General features: G+C 47.1%; 16 protein-coding genes. 4 read left to right on the forward strand and 12 right to left on the reverse strand.

Going from position 1 to position 20086, the window contains the following annotated elements:
• Nucleotides 1–14 precede the first annotated feature (14 nt).
• Nucleotides 15–1166, reverse strand: a complete 1152-nt coding sequence (locus D9T21_RS14330; protein ID WP_123325658.1) for an IS30 family transposase — start codon at nt 1164–1166, stop codon at nt 15–17.
• 98 nt (nt 1167–1264) lie between these two features.
• Here D9T21_RS14330 and D9T21_RS14335 point away from each other — a divergent pair, with 98 nt between their 5' ends.
• The gene (locus D9T21_RS14335) at nt 1265–1768 is read left to right on the forward strand and encodes a manganese efflux pump MntP (protein WP_123325641.1); all 504 of its coding nucleotides are present in this window, start codon (nt 1265–1267) and stop codon (nt 1766–1768) included.
• 193 nt (nt 1769–1961) lie between these two features.
• Complete coding sequence (locus D9T21_RS14340; RefSeq protein ID WP_123325642.1) at nt 1962–2732, forward strand: SDR family NAD(P)-dependent oxidoreductase; 771 nt, start codon at nt 1962–1964, stop codon at nt 2730–2732.
• 141 nt (nt 2733–2873) lie between these two features.
• Here the strand turns inward: D9T21_RS14340 and D9T21_RS14345 are convergent, their stop codons facing one another.
• Nucleotides 2874–4763 carry an acyltransferase family protein gene (locus D9T21_RS14345; protein WP_123325643.1) on the reverse strand — a complete coding sequence of 630 codons (1890 nt, stop codon included), beginning with the start codon at nt 4761–4763 and terminating at the stop codon, nt 2874–2876.
• A 326-nt stretch (nt 4764–5089) separates the two neighbouring features.
• On the opposite strand from D9T21_RS14345, the gene D9T21_RS14350 reads away from it, so the two are divergent.
• The gene (locus tag D9T21_RS14350; protein WP_164464699.1) at nt 5090–5515 is read left to right on the forward strand and encodes a hypothetical protein; all 426 of its coding nucleotides are present in this window, start codon (nt 5090–5092) and stop codon (nt 5513–5515) included.
• Nucleotides 5516–5593: 78 nt separating this feature from the next.
• Nucleotides 5594–6331, forward strand: a complete 738-nt coding sequence (locus D9T21_RS14355; RefSeq protein WP_123325645.1) for a hypothetical protein — start codon at nt 5594–5596, stop codon at nt 6329–6331.
• Between the two features lie 64 nt (nt 6332–6395).
• Here D9T21_RS14355 and rpsO read toward each other — a convergent pair whose 3' ends face one another.
• The 10 genes from rpsO to D9T21_RS14405 all read right to left on the reverse strand — a co-directional run bounded on the left by rpsO (nt 6396) and on the right by D9T21_RS14405 (nt 19683).
• Nucleotides 6396–6665, reverse strand: coding sequence for a 30S ribosomal protein S15 (gene rpsO, locus D9T21_RS14360; protein WP_105935385.1), 270 nt, complete (start codon nt 6663–6665; stop codon nt 6396–6398).
• A gap of 107 nt (nt 6666–6772) precedes the next feature.
• On the reverse strand, nt 6773–7756 hold the full coding sequence (truB, locus tag D9T21_RS14365) for a tRNA pseudouridine(55) synthase TruB (protein ID WP_123325646.1): 984 nt from the start codon (nt 7754–7756) through the stop codon (nt 6773–6775).
• A gap of 6 nt (nt 7757–7762) precedes the next feature.
• Nucleotides 7763–8158, reverse strand: coding sequence for a 30S ribosome-binding factor RbfA (gene rbfA / locus D9T21_RS14370; protein WP_123325647.1), 396 nt, complete (start codon nt 8156–8158; stop codon nt 7763–7765).
• A gap of 110 nt (nt 8159–8268) precedes the next feature.
• Nucleotides 8269–10878, reverse strand: coding sequence for a translation initiation factor IF-2 (gene infB / locus D9T21_RS14375; RefSeq protein ID WP_123325648.1), 2610 nt, complete (start codon nt 10876–10878; stop codon nt 8269–8271).
• A gap of 24 nt (nt 10879–10902) precedes the next feature.
• The gene (gene nusA / locus D9T21_RS14380; RefSeq protein ID WP_123325649.1) at nt 10903–12396 is read right to left on the reverse strand and encodes a transcription termination factor NusA; all 1494 of its coding nucleotides are present in this window, start codon (nt 12394–12396) and stop codon (nt 10903–10905) included.
• Nucleotides 12397–12444: 48 nt separating this feature from the next.
• Nucleotides 12445–12903, reverse strand: coding sequence for a ribosome maturation factor RimP (gene rimP, locus D9T21_RS14385; protein WP_123325659.1), 459 nt, complete (start codon nt 12901–12903; stop codon nt 12445–12447).
• Between the two features lie 311 nt (nt 12904–13214).
• Nucleotides 13215–14207, reverse strand: a complete 993-nt coding sequence (locus D9T21_RS14390; protein ID WP_206427278.1) for a response regulator — start codon at nt 14205–14207, stop codon at nt 13215–13217.
• Nucleotides 14208–14212: 5 nt separating this feature from the next.
• Nucleotides 14213–17515 (reverse strand): MHYT domain-containing protein, encoded by a 3303-nt coding sequence (locus D9T21_RS14395; protein WP_123325651.1) that lies wholly within the window; start codon nt 17513–17515, stop codon nt 14213–14215.
• Nucleotides 17516–17750: 235 nt separating this feature from the next.
• Nucleotides 17751–18578: a sensor histidine kinase gene (locus tag D9T21_RS14400; protein WP_123325652.1), complete on the reverse strand. Its 828-nt coding sequence runs from the start codon at nt 18576–18578 to the stop codon at nt 17751–17753.
• Between the two features lie 181 nt (nt 18579–18759).
• Nucleotides 18760–19683, reverse strand: coding sequence for a LysR substrate-binding domain-containing protein (locus tag D9T21_RS14405; RefSeq protein WP_123325653.1), 924 nt, complete (start codon nt 19681–19683; stop codon nt 18760–18762).
• Between the last annotated feature and the right edge of the window lie 403 nt (nt 19684–20086).

The following is a 20086-nucleotide window of genomic DNA, read 5'->3' on the forward strand; positions in this document are numbered from 1 at the left end:
TAGAAGTTGTAAGTTCAAGTGAACACCGCAACACTCCTTTCAATCATGTGTGACGGTGTTTTAAATTTCAATGTTTTTCTTGGTCGTTCATTTAGTTGAGTTGCGACTTCACTGAGTCGGTCTTGAGAGTGCAGTGATAGATCCGTCTTTTTAGGGAAGTATTGTCGAATAAGGCTATTAGTGTTTTCATTCGTACCTCGTTGCCATGGACATTGTGGATCGCAGAAGTAAACGGGCATGCCAAATTCCGCTGTTAAAACGCTATGTTTAGCCAGTTCCATACCTCTATCCCAAGTAAGCGATTGGCGGTATTTAGAGGGCATTTTTTTAAACACCGCTAACAATGCCGTATTCACTGAATCTGCGTCTTTTCCTGCTAACTTCAAGATGATTGTGAAACGCGATTTCCGGTCTACCAATGTGGCAATATGGGTGTTTTTAGAGCCTGTTACTAAGTCGCCTTCCCAGTGGCCAAGGGAACGTCGATTATCAATATGTTTTGAGCGTTCGTGAATTGAAATGCCGTTGACTATATTAATAGAGCCTCTATCACCTTTACGACTATGAAACCGACTGTGCCGCATAGGCCGCTTTCTTCGTAAATGCTCAGTCAACGAGTGATGAATGATATTCCTCGCCCTAACATACAATGACTTATAAATGGTTTCGTGTGATATCTGCATTTTCTTATGCCGAGAATACTCGACACGTAGCCAACCAGATATTTGCTCTGGCGACCATTTCAACTCCAGCTTTTCTATAACCAACTTTTTCAGCTCTGGGGATTGTTCTAAAACACCAGGCTTTGGCCGCTTGGCCATTCGTTTCGCACGGTTATCAGCATCAACTGCTTTGTAATGTCTACGCCCTCTATTTCTGGCGATTTCACGTGATATGGTCGAGGGAGAGCGGCCTAGTTGTTTAGCTATCGCTCTAATGCTCATCTTTGCAGACAATGAAACGCGGATTTCTTCGCGTTCTGAAAGTGTTAGGTGGGAAACATTACGATGCCTTGGTCTAGGTTTAATGCCACCATCTTCACGTAAAATTGTGAATACCGATCCCGGCTTTGCCTCAATAATACGACCAATATCACTAAACCCAGCACCTTGCTTCCATAAATCAAAAACAAGTGTTCGCTCATCTTGAGTAAACGTACGTTTTATTCGCTTCATCCAAAGCCCTCATGCAAATCAGTATTTTAGTATAACTGTTGCATTGACCACTTGAATCTACAGTCATTATTTTAGCGCTGGCGTTAAGCATGGATGCATTTGCTGTTTCCATCGGGCTTGGCTCTAAACATGTTATTAATGCCAGATCGCTGTCGCTGTCAGCAGCTATTTATTTCGGCGTTTTTCAGGGAATTATGCCATTAATTGGTTACCTGGGCGGTCAGGGATTATTTGGCCTGATTGGCAGTTTTGCGCACTGGATTGCATTTATCCTGTTACTCTTTATCGGTGCTAAAATGGTGTTTGAGGCAGTGTCTGAGGGGATTGAAGAAGATATCGCTAACATCACTTCCCGGGTCATGCTAGTGCTGGCTATCGCCACCAGTATTGATGCCATGGCCGCCGGATTCTCACTGACATTAATGGATTTGAACCCTTTTCTCGCCTGCCTGATAATTGGTATTACTACGTTTGTTTTTAGCTTTCTCGGTGTGCACATCGGTGCTAAAACCGGTACCTGGCTGGAGAGTAAAGCTGAGCTTATCGGCGGAATAGTACTCATCCTGATAGGCTTTAAAATTCTGTTGTTTTAACCCTGTTCAAGACTTAAATTTGCCTGCGCAGCATTTATGAATCTGGTTGCTAACTGATATGAATGTGCGCTTTTCGTTTTCCTTCCGTAGTGATTATGACTCTCACAAAGTGAGCTTTTCAACTTGGCCTTAGCGGCGCACCATTCTCTTCCCGCGCCGTATGCCAGTTAAACGAATAAGGATATAAATTACTATGATCAACATGTTAGAAGGCAAAACTGCCATTGTAACCGGCGCGAGTAAAGGCATTGGATTCGCTATCGCAGAACTCTTCGCCGAAGAAGGCGCCAATGTTATCCTGACGGCCCTGCATCAGGATGAAATAGAAACCGCAGTCGATAAAATCAACGCTAAAGGGCAAGGTAAAGCCATAGGTATGGTTGCCGACTCGAGCGATCCCGAAGCACCTGAAACCGTGTTCAGCAAGGCTATTAATGAGTTTGGCAAAGTGGATATCATGGTCAACAATGCCGGTGTTGGAGAAATGTACGCCGTTGAGAAAACCAGTGATGAGCACTGGGCAAAAATTATGGAATTAAACCTGTCCGGAGTGTTCCGTTTTTGTCGTGAAGCGGTTAACCATTTTATGCCAAGCAACGAAGGCCGCATTATCAACGTCTCCTCGGTAAACGGCGTATTACCTATTTGTGGTGTGGCTTACACCACAACTAAAGGCGGTGTAAACACCATGACCAAGAACATTGCGATCCGTTTGTCTGGTACCAACATCCGTTGTAATGCCATTGCACCGGGCATTACTGATACAGACGCAGCGAAAGCCTGGGCAGCCGGCGAGCAGGAAGGCGGTGACGTAATGCTGGAGTTTTCGGATAAATATACCAACACCACCGTGCCTTCTGTAGAGCCTCGTGATCAGGCCTATGCAGCCCTCTACCTTGCCAGTGAAATGGGTAAAGCCGTCACCGGACAGGTTATTCAGGTGGATAACGGCGGATTTCTGTAAGGCGCGAATCGATGTAAATAAGCGGGCTAGTGCCTTGTTCTGATAGAACTTAGCACCAGCTCCTTGCTTAGACTTACGAGTTAAAAACAAACAACTCTGTTTGGCATAAACACTTTTCAAGTGACGTTACCAGACGGTAATTTAATGACTCACCGAAATAGATTCATAATCAAATAAATCGAATAGAAGCTCTTCGCTTAGATAGGTCGCTGCTGGTTTACTCAAGTGGCCATAATCATAGGATATTAATGTATCATCAAACTTTACTTTGCATCGACGAGAATCTTCTTCTGCTACGCACAGTTCTTTAATAACAGAGACATATGTAACACTATCAAAAGAGGCGAGTGTATTTGCCATTTTACGATCAGTACTTAAAACCCCTGGATCGAGTTTCTTATCGCTAAGGAATTCGCCCTGTCCTCCTTCACGAACATAAACCAAAGGTACGGTTGGATACCATTGCGGAGTGGGTCCAATAACAATAATGTTCTCAACACCATTGCGCTTCAAAAATTCAATATTGCCGGGCCAATCAACAATTTCGTGTTTATTTTTCATCGCTATGACAACCGAAAGCGGCTTTTTTGCTGCTATGATATCTTTCGCTAAGGAATTGGACAGGTCACAAGCCTTGCGCAGTTTACTTGCATTGCCAACAGTTTGAGTAACCGTAGGTCGACATCCGGATGAAATTACCGTATCAACGCTTGTTCGTGCCTTTAAAAATGACTCAAAGCCAGCCGCAATAGCCTCGGCATGCGAGTCTCCCCAAATTAATACACCTCTTATACCTTCATTCTTCGATACACAATGTTCAGGCAACACATATTCATCATTTGATTTCAAATGAACGCTTAACCTACATGATTCCCTGGATTCAGAGCGGGCGGCATTATTTCTATCTTGCGAGTATTTCTGAATTAATTGATTAGATGGATCCGCAGATTTTGCTCTTATAGATGAATCGCTTCCCGTAGCAAAAGGAGAAATAGAATTGGCAAATAATACCGTACTGGCGAAAACTGCGAATTTTGCATAATAAAGCCGTGAGCATTCAATGAATTTATAAGAAAGAAAGCCCAATATAAAAGAACAAACAATACCCAGCACATTATGGAACCATTGAACGGCAAAATTCTGATTATGTAAGAAAACGACAATTGGCCAATGCCATAAATAGATCGAATAAGACCACTTGCCGGTGTTTTCTACAGCATTCAGATTAAACAAACGTAACGAGGCAGACTGAGGGTTTGCAATAACGAGCATCGCACCGATTATTGGCACTGCAGCATAGACACCCGGCCATCCATAATCAGATGAGAAAGCAAAGGCACTAAATGTAATCAGTAAAATACCCAATAAACTCATCGAAGAGTGTTGCAGGCGCTTAGGTAAAGGGTAAAGAAATACAATCGCGCCCGCCAGCATTTGCCATGCTCTTGTGGGTAAAGAAAAATAGGCGGGATCAGGCCATATATCTGTGGCATACACTCCCAGTACAAAACTCGCCAACGCGCCAAGAAGAATTAAAATTTTTATTATTGTTCTTGTTAAGAGCCGAGCTAAAACAGCAATAAAGATGGGGTAAACAACATAAAACTGCCACTCTACTGACAATGACCACGTATGTAACAAATAGTTTTCATGGGCACTGGCAGAAAAATACCCAGCCTCCTGCCAGTACACTACATTTGAGTAAAATAATAACGATGAAAATAAATGCTTCAGATACTTCTGAAACTCAACGTCATAGAGTACATTCCAACAATAAATGGTCACTACTAATAACATTATTGTCAGTGCAGGGATTATTCGTTTAGCTCGAGCCAGGTAAAATTCCAGCAAACTGAATTGAGCTTTGTCTAGCCTGTCAAAAATAATTTTGGTCATTAAAAAACCAGAAATTACAAAAAACACATCAACACCGACAAAACCACCTTGCATCCATGTAGGATCAAAATGAAAAATCACTACGGTAAACACGGCCAAGGCTCTCAAGCCATTAATATCTAACCTAAACTTCATTTAAAAACTACTCGCCTTGCCACAATTAATTACCATCGGTTATGTATTACACTGCTTAAATTATTACATAAGCCTGAATCTGCCAAGCTAAGATTCAACCAGGCGTAAATTAATGGTCTGCACTGTGATTTTGTTTCTCAATGAATATAAATGCGGCATTTCATGGAGTGAACAGATAGGAAATAACGTAGCTCTTTATCAGAAATAGGGAGCAACAGATTTAAAGCAGATACTATTGCCAGTATCTAACTGTTTTTTCACCCTGGCTTGACCCTGCTTTCCTTACCATTGCTGAAATCAAAATGTTAGCAGAGGTGAAGAAAGCAATGACCCGAAATAATTATCGACTACTTAGCTTGCTCCTTTTAATGTCTACACTGACCGGTTTATTAGCCGGATGTGTGTCCAAATCAGCCATGCCCGTAATCACTGATGATAAAGCTGCCACTGTTACTATCTATCGTTCCGATGAATTACAAGGCAGCCTGACCGATGTGTATATTGGTTGGGATGATGAGTACTTTATTTCACTGGCACCGCAGCAGCATACCCAACTGTTAGTAAACCCGGGGTTTAAAACCTTCAAAATTCGCGCTCATGCTGACTGGAGCAATGAGCTGGCCCTTGATTTAACACCACAACAAGAGGTATGCCTGATAGCCGAGGTGAATCCGCAAAATGTGGTGGGACTTAACTGGGTCGTGTCTGGCTACCGGCTGCGACAGCTGCCCTGTGAATCACTAACGCTCTAAAGAGCGCCTGTTTCATTTACCATTAAAAAGCGGTAACTTATCTTTAACCAGCCACATGTGAACATTACAAGGATTGTTATGTCGGCCGTATCGGGATATTTGATTGCCGCTTTACTTAACCTGGCCAGTGTTACCCCGGCCTCCTACCAGCACCCGGCATTTTTGCACAACCACTCCTCTGCCGTGGTTTCGCTGTACCAGACGCTCAGCCAATATAACAACAGCAAAACCGCCGCTTCAGAAGTCATCCAGCAAGTGAATAATCTGGTTGCATCAGGCCTTGAGTTAAAGCTTGCTGATATGGTGGTGATAAGTATGGCGATGCAAAGCGCGATCAACCATCAACCAGAGCAGGTTGAGCAAATTTATCTGTCGTTAAAGAGCCGTTACAAGCATTCCCGCACGTTAAGAAATTACTTTTTTAGTTGTACTTTGTCCGGTCGGCAAAAATTACGTTCAACCATAAAAGCCCTGCGTTACAGCTTGTCTATGCCAGACGAATTTGAGAAAGAATTGTCTTTTCTAGGCCATGCCTCTGATGATGAAGAACTGATGTCACTGGCTAACGCGCGATACGGTGAAATCAGCTATGAATCAGTGTATCAGGCCTTTTTATATCGCGCTCTCACGAGTAAGACCCTGAAGCATCCGAATACCGTCGCACTGCTGTTACGCAACCTGGCTCTGGCCCATAACCAAATTGGCAGCAAGCATATCGAACGGCGCCTGATTGTACTTATCAGGGAGCTGGAAACAGAGAACGTTATACCTCATTTAACCAACGGCCCTTCAGTATACAGCTACCTGACTCCGTAATAATCACCGTTCAGATACAAAAAAAGCGCCATACAGGCGCTTTTTTGCGTTGGTCAATCGCTGATTAGCGACGCAGACCAAGACGTTTGATCAGATCAAGATAACGTTCTGCATTTTTACCTTTCAGGTAATCAAGCAGTTTACGGCGCTGGCTAACCATGCGCAGCAGACCACGACGTGAGTGGTGATCTTTCTTGTTTGATTTGAAGTGTGATTGCAGTTTGTTGATGTTGTGCGTTAACAGTGCAACCTGTACTTCAGGTGAACCAGTATCACCTTCTTTAACGCCATATTCAGCAACGATGCCTGCGGTTTCTTCTTTAGTTAGTGACATAATTTTCTCCTGTTTTTAAACCTGCCAGACCGATCACTAATTCAGTCCGACAAAACTGAGCGCGTATTATACTTGGCGTGGCCCCATGCGCAAGTGATTTTGCGCGTTTACGATTCTGCGCTGTAAACCACACTGCGTCTGGGCGCAACAAACACCTGATCAGCCGGGGCTTTTTGATCTTTAGGTGCGCAGACTCCCTCGCCGACGCCCAGAAAACGGGCGGGAGTAGTGCTACTATCGTAAATACGATACTGCTGCCCTTCGGCAAGGTTATCAGTTTGCAATGGCGTTACACTCTGGCCATGCTGTAAGCGATGTGTTTCAGCGGCGGATAGCTCAACAGCAGATAAGCTTTTTACAGCGGTGTCCATTGGTAATAACAGCGCATCGATAGCCTCGTACTCGCGCTCGGCAATGTTCTGCTCCACCATCGCTTCGAGGGCTTCTACGGAAATCATATTCGGCGTAGGGTAATCTGCCACTTTGGTTCGATGTAGCCGGGTAACATAAGCCCCGCAGCCTAACTGCTGACCAATATCATCTACCAGTGAACGGATGTAAGTCCCCTTACTGCAACGCACCCGCATATCCACTTCAGGCAGCGCCATACGCGTAATTTCCAGCTCAAAGATAGTGATATCCCTGGCTTCGCGGGGCACTTCAATGCCCTGTCTGGCGTAATGGTATAGTGGTTTACCCTGGTACTTAAGCGCCGAAAACATCGATGGCACCTGCTTGCTGCTGCCTAAGAACGACAAACACGCAGCGCGGACTTCTTCTTCACTGCACGAGACATCACGCTCTTCAACAATCTCGCCATCCGCATCAGACGTTGTAGTACGAATGCCAAGACGGGCAGTGACTTCGTACTCTTTATCGGCGTCGAGCAAATATTGAGAAAACTTGGTGGCTTCGCCTAAACACACCGGTAACATGCCGGTAGCCAGCGGATCGAGTGCACCGGTATGGCCGGCTTTTTGAGCCTGATATAACCAGCGCACTTTTTGTAAAATTTGGTTTGACGAACCGCCGAGGGGTTTATCAATTAACACAATGCCGTTTACTGCCCGGCCTTTGCGTTTTCTTGCCATGCCTGATTATTCCTGCTCGTCGTCGTTATTCGACCGTTCTTTATCACGAGCGATAGTTTCACTCACCAGGTTAGATATACGCATGCCTTCTGTAATCGACTTGTCTTCAAAGAAATGCAGGTGCGGTACGGCACGCATGCGCAAGCGTTTAGCTAACAAACTGCGCAGAAAACCGGTGTTCTCGCCCAGCTGTTTCATTTGCGCTTTAGTTTCCTTTTCATCACTATTATAAAAAGTGATAAAAATTTTGGCATGCGCCAGATCCCGGGAGACCTCCACATCAGAAAGCGTAATGAAGGGCAGGTTTCCTACCCGGTGCTTATATTCATTTTGCAGCAAACTGGCCACTTCTTTGTGGATTTGCTGGGCAACCCGATCAGTTCGAGAAAATTCCCGAGCCATAGTTACTCTCCTCTGTTTTGCAATCTGCCCTGCTTTTAGTGTAGCGGACTATTGCACAGACAAAAGCGGGGGCTTCAGAGCCCCCGCTATACTTTAGTTATTCGCTGAGCTTAGATTTCACGTTTAACTTCAACTACCTGGAAGACCTCGATTTGGTCGCCCACTTTTACGTCGTTGTAGTTTTTAACGCCGATACCACATTCCATACCGTTACGAACTTCCTGAACGTCGTCTTTAAAGCGACGCAGGGATTCAAGCTCACCTTCATAAATAACCACGTTTTCACGCAGTACGCGAATTGGGTTACTACGTTTAACAGTACCTTCAGTTACCATACAACCGGCAATCGCGCCCAGTTTCGGTGACTTGAATACATCACGTACTTCAGCAAGACCCATGATTTCCTGTTTGAATTCTGGTGCCAGCATACCACTCATGGCCGCTTTAACTTCATCAATCAGGTCATAGATAACGCTGTAGTAACGTAAGTCGATTTCTTCCGCTTCAATCACGCGACGTGCTGTTGCATCGGCACGAACGTTAAAGCCCACCACGATAGCACTTGATGCTGCCGCCAGGCTGGCGTCGGTTTCAGTAATACCACCTACACCGCTACCTACGATATTCACTTTAACTTCACTGGTAGACAGTTTGGTCAGTGACTCAGAAATCGCCTCAACAGAACCTTGTACGTCAGCTTTCAGTACAACGTTCAGCTCGCTTACGTCACCGGCTTCCATGTTAGCAAACATGTTTTCCAGCTTGGCTTTCTGCTGACGGGCAAGTTTCAGCTCACGTTTCTTCTGATGACGTTTACCGGCCACTTCACGCGCCTTACGCTCATCCTGGACTACCAGCGCGTCTTCACCCGCTACCGGTACACCAGAAAGACCCAGGATCTCTACTGGCGTTGACGGACCGGCCACTTTTACATCGTTACCGTTCTCATCACGCATGGCACGAACACGACCGTATTCTTCACCACACAACAGGATATCACCTGCTTTAACTTCGCCTTCCTGAACCAGTACCGAGGCAATCGGGCCGCGGCCTTTATCCAGGCGGGACTCAACTACAATACCGCGGCCAGGGCCGGTTGGCGTTGCTTTAAGATCCAGTACTTCAGCTTGCAGAGAGATAGCTTCCAGCAGTTCATCAACGCCCATACCGGTTTTGGCTGATACGTTTACAAACTGGTGCTCACCGCCCCACTCTTCAGAGATAACTTCCAGCTGCGACAGTTCGGTTTTAACCCGATCCGGATCCGCAGATTCTTTATCCATCTTGTTCACAGCAATGATCAGTGGTACCCCTGCTGCACGACTGTGCTGAACCGCTTCTTTAGTCTGCGGCATAACACCATCGTCTGCGGCAACAACCAGTACAACAATATCCGTTGCTGTAGCACCACGTGCACGCATGGCCGTAAAGGCGGCGTGTCCGGGTGTATCCAGGAACGTGATCTTACCGCCGTCAGTTTCTACACTGTAAGCACCAATGTGCTGGGTAATACCACCCGCTTCACCGGCCGCCACTTTGGCGCGACGAATGTAGTCAAGCAGTGAGGTTTTACCGTGGTCAACGTGACCCATGATGGTTACTACCGGCGCACGGGTGGTTTTATCACCATTGCCGGAGCCTGCTAACAACTCGTCTTCTAAGGCGTTGTCATTAACCAGTTCATATTTATGACCCATCTCTTCCACTACCAGTACAGCAGTGTCCTGATCCAGCACCTGGTTAATGGTTGCCATTTCGCCCATTTTCATCATGGCCTTAATGACTTCCTGCACCTTAATTGCCAGACGGCTGGCGAGTTCGCCTACCGTGATGGTTGAGCCCAGTTTGACCACACGCTCAACTGGCGCGGCCGGCTTGTTAAAGCCTTGCTTCAGGCTTTCACTGGCTTTCTTGTTCGGTTTCTTGCGACGACGTGAAGAACGCTCGACCTGCATATCTTCTTCGTCTTCCGCTTCCTGAGCGTAACGGTTTGAATGCATGTGCACCTCTTCGGCTTCAGCTTTCTTACGGCGCTCTTCTTCTTCTTTCCAGCGACGTTCGTTTTCTTCAGCCAGTTTACGCGCTTCTTCAGCGGCTTTTTTCGCGTCTTCTTCCAGTTTACGCTGCGCTTCTTCTTCCTGCTGCTTGCGTAAACGCTCTTCTTCCTGACGCGCTTCTTCCTGTTCTTTTAACTCTTCTTCTGACAGCTCAGACTCAGCTTCTGCGCGAGCAGCGGCTTCCTGTTTGGCTTTTTCAGCACGGCGAGCTTTCTCTTCTTCCGCCGCTTTACGGGCTTCTTCCGCCTTACGAGCTTTTTCTTCGGCCGCTTTACGGGCTTCCTCAGCCGCTTTTTCTTCTGCTTCGCGCTTCAGACGGGCTTCTTCTTCGCGGCGCTTGGCTTCTTCTTCTGCCTGACGTTGCTCTTCAATGTCCGTACGTTTCACGTAGGTACGCTTCTTACGAACTTCAACTTTGACTTCTTTCGACTTACCTAAGCTTAACGTGCTGGTTGTTTTACGTTGCAACGTCATTTTCTTAGGTTCACCACCATTGGTGCCACCGTGCTGTTTGCTCAGGTGGTCCAGTAGTTTGCGTTTCTCATCTTCAGTCACGTTCTCACCGGCGGCTTTTTTAATGCCGGCGTCGCTAAACTGACTCACTAACCGGTCAACGCTAGTCCCGATATCACTGGCGAGTTTTTCAATGGATACATCTGCCATTACGCGTTTTTCCCCTTGTCGACCTTATTCTTCGTTGAACCAGACTTTGTTTCGTGCAGCCATAATCAATGCACCGGCTTTCTCTTCGTCCAGTCCTTCTACATCACTGATATCATCGGTGCCCTGTTCAGCCAGCGCTTCTAAATCGATGATACCTCTACTTGCCAGAACGTACGCCAGGTGCTTGTCCATACCTTCAAGGTTCAGCAATTCCTCGGTGGGTTCTGAGCTCTCAAGCGATTCCTCGTTGGCTAGCGCCTGAGTGGTCAGTGCTGCACGTGCACGATTACGTAATTCTTCAACGGTATCTTCATCAAGGCCGTCAATGGCCAATAATTCGCTGACTGGCACATAGGCAACTTCTTCTAATGAAGTGAAGCCTTCCTCAACCAAGACACTTGCGAAGTCTTCGTCGATGTCCAGACCGTTAACAAATACCGCCAGAACCCTTTCGTTTTCTGCCTGGTGTTTCTGGTTCAAATCTTCAATGGTCATTACGTTCAGTTCCCAGCCAGTCAATTGACTTGCCAGACGAACGTTCTGTCCACTCCGACCGATAGCCTGAGCCAGGTTATCGGCTTCTACTGCTACTTCCATGGTATGCGTGTCTTCATCAACCACAATGGATGCAACTTCTGCAGGTGCCATTGCGTTGATAACAAATTGCGCCGGGTTTTCATCCCATAACACAATATCGACTCTTTCTCCGCCCAGCTCACCAGATACTGCCTGTACCCGTGAACCACGCATGCCTACACAGGCACCAACCGGATCAAGACGCTTATCGTTGGTCTTAACCGCGATTTTGGCCCGTGAGCCAGGATCCCGTGCGGCGGATTTAATTTCTAATGTTTCTTCAGCGATTTCTGGTACTTCCAGACGGAACAGTTCAACCAGCATCTCCGGATGAGTACGGCTAACGAACAGTTGCGCACCGCGTGCTTCAGGACGGATTACATAAAGTAAACCACGTACCCGATCGCCCGGACGGAAAGTTTCGCGAGGTAACATATCATCACGGTATATAACGCCTTCAGCGTTGTTACCCAAATCGATGATTATGTTGTCACGATTTACTTTTTTAACGGTACCGGTTACCAATTCGCCAACTTTATCTTCATATTCGGCAACCATTTGTGCACGCTCTGCTTCACGCACTTTCTGCACAATGACCTGCTTAGCAGTTTGGGTGGTAATACGGTCAAAGGCGATTGATTCAATCTGCTCTTCTACGTAATCACCCACCTCAATCTCAGGCTCATCAATTTGCGCCGCAGAAAGGGTAAGTTCGGCAAACGGGTTTTCCTGTTCCTGATCATCAGGAATTACCAGCCAACGGCGGAAAGTATCAAAATCGCCGGTTTCGCGATTAATGCTTACGCGTACTTCAATTTCGCCTTCGTTTTTCTTTTTTGTGGCACTTGCAATGGCAAATTCTAACGCCTCAAAAATCTTTTCTCTTGGCACTTGTTTTTCATTAGAAACGGCTTCTGCCACTAACAAAATTTCTTTATTCATTTTTGCCTCACTGGTTGCATGCGGCTGGGCATGCAGTTTTATTCCGTATTATTCGAATGTTGGAACCAAATTACCTTTTTCAATCCCGCTGACCGGCAAATTAAATTGCTCGCCATCGACCTCGACAGTTAACGTGCCATTTTCACACGCCAGTAATTTCCCCTTGAAATTGCGTCGGTTATCCAACGGCAATGCCATTCTGACAGCGACGGTTTCGCCCACCACCTGTGCATAGTGCGCCTCTTTAAATAAAGGGCGATCCATACCTGGCGATGAGACTTCTAAGTTGTATTCAGTATTGATTGGATCTTCCACATCCAGGACCGCACTGACCTGATGGCTGACATCCGCACAATCATCTACGTTGATGCCATTCTCATGATCAATGTAAACCCGCAGGATTGAATGTTTTCCGGCGCGGACAAACTCCACACCCAGTAATTCAAACCCCAATGCTTCTACCGCCGGATTCAACATTTCGCTTAAACGTTGCTCTAGCTTTGACAATCCAAACCTCCAAAAACGAAAAAAGGGCATAATGCCCAATATACTGATACCTTGCTCGGTATCGCTTTGTGCGTGAGACCGAGCTAACAAAAAGCCCCGATTAAACGGGGCTTTTTGCAGTAAAAATTCGGTCCCTTTTGCCCACATCAGGCAAGGTTACTATTGGTGCAATACAACAATAAAAACCCGTAAGGCGTAGGTGCTGGTAATCACTAATTACCGGTACCAGCCATAATCTGACACGCATTATACTGCCTGCTTGTTGATTTAGCAACCGGCAATCCAGCTTCAGGTCAGATTGTCACGATAATTTAATCTTCCCGCCAGCGTTCCTTAATGGTCAGAATTTCCTCAAGATTTTCTTCAAGTAATGTAATCAGATAAGGCTCGAAGTGCTTACCGGCTTCGCTTTTCATTACCGCCAGGGTTTTCTCTACTGTCCAGGCTTCCTTATACGGGCGTTTACTGGTGAGTGCATCAAACACATCCGCTACCGCCACAATCCGCCCTTCTACCGGAATATCCTCGCCTTGTAAGCCGAAGGGATAACCAGAGCCATCCCACTTTTCGTGATGGGTCATGGCCACGGATTTTGCAATCCGTAACAGATCGGAGTCCGCTTCGCCCAAAATTTCAGCGCCAATTTCCGGGTGCGTTTTCATTACCGCGAATTCTTCCTCGGTGAGTTTACCCGGCTTGAGCATAATGTGGTCAGGAATGCCAATTTTGCCAATGTCGTGCATGGGAGCGGCGTGCAGCAACGTGTCGGCCTGCTCTTCATTTAAACCATAGGCCAATGCCAGTACCTTCGAGTAATGACTCATGCGCAGAACATGCATCCCGGTTTCGTTATCTTTATATTCAGCCGCCCGGCCTAAACGTTGTACCACCTGCAACCGGGTACGCTTGAGTTCATCAGCCTGCACCAGCGATAAATGGGTTTTGATACGCGCTTTCACCACTGCGGGTGAAATAGGCTTGGTAATGTAATCCACACCACCTACCGCAAAACCTTCGGTTTCGTCCTGTTCTTCACTTAGCGCGGTAACAAAAATCACCGGAATAGCCCGGGTAATAACGTTTTCTTTAAGCGCCTGACACACTTCAAAGCCGGTCATGCCGGGCATCATTACATCCAGTAAAATAAGATCCGGTAACTGTGCCTCTGCTACCCGCAGCGCTTCAGGGCCGTTTTTGGCAAATGCCAGAGTGTAATGCTCTGCCAGCAGGTGTTTGAGTACCCTCAGATTTGCCGGTTCGTCGTCAACCACTAAGATAGTGGGTTTTAGAGCGGTGTTTTGCATGGTTACTATTCGTCCAGCTTGTCGATTAGTGCAGACAGCAGCGTAATCGCCTGTTCAAATTCAAAGTCTTCTATGGCATCCAGTATCGATTGAATGTCATTGGCAAAGCGGCTGTTCTGATAGCCGCCGAGCAAGGCTAATTCCGCCTCTTCAATACGATTATTTTTAACTGAATGCGTAATACGCTCCAGTATAGCCCGTAATTCCTGGCTATCGACTTCAGCAGACTGTTGCAGATCATTATCCTGTTCTGTGGCAACAGCACTCTGAACTGCTGGTACCAGGCTGTACAGGTCTGCTACCGAGTTAACCGGCGCTACCTTGTCGTAACAATCCTGTTCAATAGCTTTGCAGGCATGCATGATTTTTATCAGTCCAAGGTTGCCCGCCACACCTTTAAAACGATGTACCAACGCTTTGAGTTCTGTAAAGTCTTGCTCTTCAGTCAGGCTCACAAAGGTTTCCCTGGCAATAGTGATGTCGTTACAGAAGCGGTTTATCTCTTTGACCAGCTTATGTTTAGAACCCCACAAACTCTCGCCACGGGACCAGTCAATAAGCAAAGCTTCTTTAGGTTCCGCTCGCATTGCCAGCGCACTCCCCTGAATCCCCAGCACCCGGGCAATTTCATTGCACAGTACCGGGAAGTCGATGGGTTTATTGGCAAAACCTTCCATGCCGGCCTCACTGGCCGATTTTTTATCCTGAGCCAGTACGCTGGCGGTTAGCGCAATAATCGGGGTTGCCTTGAGGCCATTGGCTTTTTCATATTCACGACGTTGACGGGCAGCGGTCAGGCCGTCCAGCACCGGCATTTGCAAGTCCATCAGCACCACGTCGTACTGATGTTGCGCCATCAGGTCGAGAGCCTGCTGGCCATCCCGGCCAATTTCCACACTATGGCCGCCGCGCTTGAGTAATAAGTTGAGCAGTTCGATATTTTGTTCAATATCATCCACAATCAGGATCCGCAGTGCGGGTAACTGAATAGCATGCAGGCGCTGTACATGGCTGGTGCTGTCGATGGCGGTTAGCGGCAGTATAAAGCTGAACTGAGTTCCCTCTCCGGGCTTACTGCGAACATCGATAGTGCCGCCCATCAACTCAACCAATTGCTTTGAAATCGTAGTTCCAAGGCCGGTACCACCAAAACGCCTGGACATCGATGCATCCGCCTGGGCAAACGCGTCGAACACCCGCTGGCACTGATCCTGTGTCATACCAATGCCAGTGTCTGAGATAGTAAACTGCACATGGCCGTTATTAACCTGACTCACGCGCAGGCTCACCTGGCCAGACTCGGTAAACTTCACCGCGTTGCCAATTAAGTTACTCAGTACCTGACGAATACGTTCCGGTGCGCCGCGATAGCCCTGTGCGAGGTTATCGCCCAGTTTCACCTGTAAGTCGAGCCCCTTGCGCTTAGCTTCCAGCCAGAAAGTAGAAATCACCGTGTCGATTTCTTCGCTAAGAATAAAGTCTACCAGCTCCAGTTCCAGCTTGCCTTTATCCAGTTTGGCACTGTCGAGGATATCATTTAACAAATGAAGCAATGAGCGGGCTGAGCGATTTATCGTCGACAGATGTTTATGCTGCTCGGTGTTGAGCGGTGTATCCAACAGAATGTCACTAAAACCAATCACGGCATTCATTGGCGTGCGGATTTCATGACTCATGTTGGCCAGGAATGCAGCCCGGGCCGCGGCAGCCTGTTCCGCAGCATCCTTAGCGATCAACAGGTCATCTTCCATTTGCCGGCGATCGGTAATATCCATGATAAAACCATCCAGCCAGAGGATTTCGTCGTGGTCGTCGCGAATATACCGGCCATGCTCACGCAACCAGCGGATTTCGCCAGCTTTGTTGAAGATGCGGTATTCCATACTGTATTCGGTCTGGCCAACCAGCGCCTGCTCGATCGTTTCCAGATCATCCGGGTGGAACAGATCAACAAAGCTTACTGTAGGGTCTGGCAGTAAAAATTCATCCGGGCCGTAACCGGTAATTCTTTTTACCGCATTGCTGATAAATACCATGGGCCAGTCATGCTCATTCAAACAGCGATAAGCGATGCCCGGGATATTGGCAATCAGTGAGCGAAATTTAAGTTCGTTTTCGCGGATGACTTTTTCCATCGCCAGTCGTTCACTGATATCGGCGATAAACAATATAAACAGGGATTCTCCGGCAACCTGAGTATGCGATAAGCTGATCCGCAATGGCACAAGCTTACCTTCGCGGTTAAACGCTTCCACGTCGCGACTGTTACCAATAAGCTGGATTCCCTCAGGCTCTTCGGCATATTTAAAGAACCGGTGGCCATAGAGATGCCGGCGGTTCTGAGGCAGAAATTCAGTAAGAGGCGTGCCAACCAATTCCATTCGTTGCCAGCCGAGAATGGTGGTTACCGCTTCATTTACGGTTTGAATAACCCCTTCGTCATTAATGGTCAGAATGCCCTCAACGGCAGATTCCATCAGGCTAATCATTCTCACCTGCGAACGACGGGCATCGGCTGATGCCTCACGGTATTTGACCAGCAGGCTTATCCCGAGCACCAGGGCAATCATAATGGAGGCGATAAAGGTGACACTGGCCGCCAGATAAAACGACATTTCTGAAGGCTGATCCGACAGCTCCAGCCCGGGAGGTCTCACAAAGCGAGCGGCCGCCATACCTATATAGTGCATGGCAGAAATGGCACAGCCCATTACCGCCCCGGCCAGAATATTGGTGGTGAACGTGGTGAGTTTGTTGCTTAACAGACGCTGTAAACCGTGTCTTATCCATAACGATATCATCGCCAGTACCACGGCAACGATCACCGACAATAAAAAGATACTCAGGTCATAACGCAGCAGCGGCGCCATATCCATGGCTGCCATTCCAATATAGTGCATAGCGCCGATACCGGCGCCCACTAACACCCCACCAATTACAATTTGCTTGTTGCTGATAGTGTGTTGAGTCAGGAGGTTGAGAGCCACCCACGCAGCGGCTATTCCTGGAAGCATTGAAAGCAGGGTTGTAAACCAGGTATAAGAAACCGGCGTACAAAGTTCAAAAGCCAGCATGCCGATAAAATGCATCGACCAGATGCCACTGCCCTGCGCGAACGCTCCTACGGCAAGCAACCCCCGGCGTCCCCGGCGGGTTTTCGCGTTAGCAGCCTGAGTCGCCACCTGAAACCCCATGAATGAGGCAAACACGGCAATGGCAACAGAGAGCAGCACCAGTGAAGGGTTATATTCCCCCACCAGGAGTAAAGAAGTATCGGGAATAGAAAACAGGTCCGAAACAGACGGCATTACAGTAGGCCTTAGTATTATAAACAACGTCGTCGCTAACTAAGCCTGCCTGCTTATTGCCAGCCATCTATTAACAAAAGTAAATATCGCGCTTTCCTTATTTTATAAAGATTGCCGTAAATCCATTACGCTTGTCAAACGCTAGGGTGAAACTAAATCATTCAACCGCATGAGCTTTATAAAAATAATTTATTAACCGGCTTATATTGCCACATTCACAATATAAAACAAGGCACTAGCTTTCATCATCTGGCTGACAAGGCGCGAGATTATGAATTTTAAAAGACACTTTAAAACCGTTTTCGGGCTGACTTTCATAATAAACTTCACTGTTCAGCACTTCTCTGACCAAATTGTGCACAATACTTAACCCTAACCCGGCATTCCCTGCCCCTCTGCGAGTAGTAAAAAACGGATCGAAAACTTTTGGTAGTAGCTCTTCACTAACGCCCACGCCGTCATCTGCAAAATTAAACTGGTATCCGTCGCCTGCCGGCGCCAGTGACAGGGTTATACAACACTGTTGACGTTTGCCAACGCCGAGACCATGAATAAGGGTGTTTGACGTTAAGGCAGTCAATATTTGCGTGATCACAGCAGGATACGTGGTAACCACAGCACCCGGCGGGATTTGTACCGAGAAAGTGATTTGTGAAGATTCGTTATGCATGCCGTGAGCTGCGACAAACTCATTAACACACTCAGCAATATCTACCTGCTCCAGCATATTTGCTTCATCAGTGTTTTTCACCGCCACCTGCTTAAAGGTAGACAGTAATTTAGATGCCCGGCGCATGTTTTTGAGCATGCTGGCCGACAGATCCTTAGCGGTATCCAGGAATTCTCCAAAGGATTCCGCATCAAGCGCCCCGGTGTTGTATTTTTTAGAAACTTCCTCGAGCAATTCAATTAATAACGTGCAATTGCCGATATTGACGCCCAGAGGCGTATTTATCTCGTGGGATACCCCGGCTACTAATCCGCTCACCGCTTCGTTGCTAATCGCTTCCTGCAGTGCTGGCTGCGGTTTTTTTGTAAAAGGTGATGAATTGCTATCGTTCATAGTGTGTCTGACTATTGTGAGCCAACTGCAGGGGCTGTTCGGCAGGCTACCGCAGAATCTGGTCTTTAATTTCGGGGTTGGTCTGTTTTGGCAATATAGTGCACAACGCCGCCTTGCGCCAGCACTCTGCCGCAAATGGGCCCCTGAAACTAACAGAAGCCTTTAAACGCCTACAAAGGGCCTATAAAGGGCTTATACCCGGCGTACTGACCAGGTTGTCTTTAACCCACTGGCAAAACACTGCAATCCGTTTCTGCTTGGGATTATTCTTTGCATATACCAAATGTGACTTCCATCTCACCGGATGCGGTATAGCCAAAGGAATAACCAGTTGGCCCGACCTGACGTACTCGCCCACCATAATGTCTGATGCCAGCATAATCCCGTTCCCGGCCAATACCGCAGATAAGGCAAGATCACTGGAGGTAACTTCGGTTTTTCGCAGTTGTTGCGGATTTACCTCGACCCCGGCAAACTCAAACCAACTCTCCCAGTCAACCTTGTTTTCGTAGGCCAGACTGAACAATCTGGCATTCTTCATACTTTTAGCGTCGTTTATGGCATTTTTGCTAAGGTAATCACCGGAACACACCGGGTAAACGTCGTTTTCATCGATGCGCTCAATAACCAGCGACTCATCAATTAAGCCCGGGCTGGACGTGCTAAACCGTATGGCCACATCAATATTACCATCGTGCAGATTTTCAATCCGGTTAGAGCCCTGCACGTTAACATTGATGCCAGGGTGAAGTTTAAAGAATTCAAATAAATGCGGTACCAGCCATAAAGCGCAAAAGGCCTGGGTTGAGCTGACCTTTAACTCACCATCAAGGGGCGCTTCCTGAACCTGATTTAATCCTTCAATCACCTCACCAAAGCCCCTCTGGCAAGCACTGAGCAACACTTTACCAGACTCGGTGAGGCGCATTTTCCTGGCCTCACGGGTAAACAGCTTTACGTGCAAATTACTCTCTAACTGCCGCATTTGCTGGCTAACCGCCGCCTGAGTAATAAACAGCTCCTCAGCAGCCTTACTGTAACTCTGGTGCCGGGCTGCTACCTCAAAGCACATTAAATTGTTTAACCAGCGCAGACGTTTATCCATAGCAAAGTAAAATAAGGTTAACTTATATCTAAGCGTAATTTTAATCGTTGGTGAAGTACAGCAATAAACATAACAATCCTCACTCACAACAACCTTGAGGACATAATATGCAATCAATCGAAGAGGTATCACCGGCCAACACTGAACACAAAAACGCCGAAAATGCGTTTACAATGAACAGGTTTTTGAGGCTGTTAGAACTACTCGGGAATAAGCTTAACTTATCTCAATGGAGTTACTTCAAATAGTATGAAAGCGCCCGGGCGGCAAAATTGGGGAAAATTCACCGGCCAGAGACTATTACGACAAACAAAAAAGCCCCGGCGTGAGCCAGGGCTTTAAAGGTGGTTGCGGGAGCAGGATTTGAACCTACGACCTTCGGGTTATGAGCCCGACGAGCTAC

It is taken from the genome of Marisediminitalea oceani (genome assembly GCF_003731635.1).
GTDB lineage: Bacteria > Pseudomonadota > Gammaproteobacteria > Enterobacterales > Alteromonadaceae > Alteromonas > Alteromonas oceani.